Here is a 1,813-nt window from a genome sequence, read left to right as displayed (position 1 = left end):
TACGTCTCACGTTACCCACGTTCACCAGGCGTTTCACCACCTGACACCCGCAGAGCAACGAGAGTTAACTCTATACTTACCCCACCCACAAGCGCAAATCCCAGAACCTGAGATCCACACCACACCCACCAGACCGCCACGTTCACACGTGAACGACCCAGAAGACCAGGTGAAGAGTGATCGCTGCCGACTGCCGTTCCAGTGGTACCGGGACAACTGCGGTTCGTATCCGACCGGCCATCCCGTTCTCTTCGGTGTTCCCGTCGAGCAACAGGTATAAACCTACGCCAGGAGTTCACCCACCCGCAACTCAGAACCCTATGGCACCCATCACAATGCGGTCGGCGCCTCACAGGCGCCCGCCGTGCCGGCTGCACGAGGGCAGCGTGGAGTAGCGGGGCGCCGGAATCTCCCCCACGCGGGGGCATCGACTCGGTCCCAGTGCTCGCGAGGCGACCTGCAGCGCGCCGACATCTGCACGTGGGTCGTATCCAGGTGAACGACGTCCTGGGTCACTGTGCCGATGACGGGGTACCGTCTGACACCCGCACGGTCGGCGCATCCGCTTGGTTCCACCGGAACAGGACCAGATGCCACAGCCCCGGGCGGGTGCGGGAGGGGTCGAGCAAACCGTTGGCACCCCACTCGACAAGCTGATCGCGGACCGCCCACGACGTCGGCACTCCCCCGGCGGCGACGATGCCCTGCCACGGCGCGACTGCATCCTCGAGGTCGACACCGGCGGATGCGACCGTAGCAGGGTCCCGAAGATCGAGGATCCGTGAAGCCGCGACCTCCACCGCGACAATCGCCGGCGCCGGGGACGTCCCGTCTGTGTGCGCGATCATCGCGGCCTCGACGCCGGCGACGGACGAGCTCAGATAGAGAGTGGGCTGGCTCGAGCGCGAGTAGCGTCCCGCCCTGCGCGATCCCGCGATCACCTGATCACGGAACCGCGGATCGACGGCACGGTAGAACGTTCCAGTGATCGTAGGAGCGAAGTGTGGAGCAGAGTCTCTCATCGCTCTCAGCCTTGCACGTCACCTGGTCCCACGACTGACGAAACCCGAAGCGGCCCGACAGGCGGACACCTCGATCCCCGGTGAACTCCCCACGAGGGCCGGCGACGAGCGGTGAATGATCAAGACGGCAGCCGAAGAACGCGACCCACACGCGACGTGCACCACTCAGCGCTTCCACCCCGTCGATCTGCCTGACATCTCAGAGCAACGGCGCGGTCCGGTGGGTTCGTGCGAGTACTCGAACCTTGGATACGCCATCCTCGCGCGTGTGCTCGAGGTGGATTCCGGACACGCATGGCGGACGCGCGCACAGCAGACGCCAGGCGACAGACCATTCACTTCGCTCCCGGGACTCAGCACCAGTGGGGTGCCTCCGATCGACCCACACGTGTACTCTGCGCCGGACCGCTGAAGAAGCACGGCAAGACCACAGCCGGCAGGACCCGAAACCGATGCACCCGCTGCAGCGTTTCCACCACGCCGAAACGCACCACCTCATCGACTGGCAGTTCCGAGACCGGCGGACGACCGCGTCCTGGACCCCTCTCATCGAACCCCCCGTGCTGACTACCGCGCTCTCCCGCGTCACCGACCACGACGAAGCCGCCGCGCTCGGTCCTCAGGTTGCGCGTGCGAGATCCGTGCTCGAGGACGTGGTCGCCCAGCCGACCAAAGACAGGCTGCGCCATCAGCGCGGCACACGGAAACGGGATCCACAGCAAAGATGGACAGGCAGATCCCGATGGTCGCACCCATGCCAGACACGTGTTCTGGCTTCCAACACACGATGT

1 protein-coding gene is annotated in these 1,813 nt (G+C 65.3%); it reads right to left on the bottom strand.

All coding sequences use genetic code 11. The annotated features are described in order from the left end of the window. Window positions 1–512: 512 nt before the first annotated feature. Window positions 513–1,022 carry an RES family NAD+ phosphorylase gene (locus tag HGBR_RS00005; RefSeq protein ID WP_026077202.1) on the bottom strand — a complete coding sequence of 170 codons (510 nt, stop codon included), beginning with the start codon at window positions 1,020–1,022 and terminating at the stop codon, window positions 513–515. Between the last annotated feature and the right edge of the window lie 791 nt (window positions 1,023–1,813).

This window comes from Brevibacterium senegalense (genome assembly GCF_000285835.1).
GTDB classification, from domain to species: Bacteria; Actinomycetota; Actinomycetes; order Actinomycetales; family Brevibacteriaceae; genus Brevibacterium; species Brevibacterium senegalense.
The sequence above is the reverse complement of the archived record's forward strand: the minus strand, read 5'-3'. Positions and strand labels throughout refer to the sequence as shown.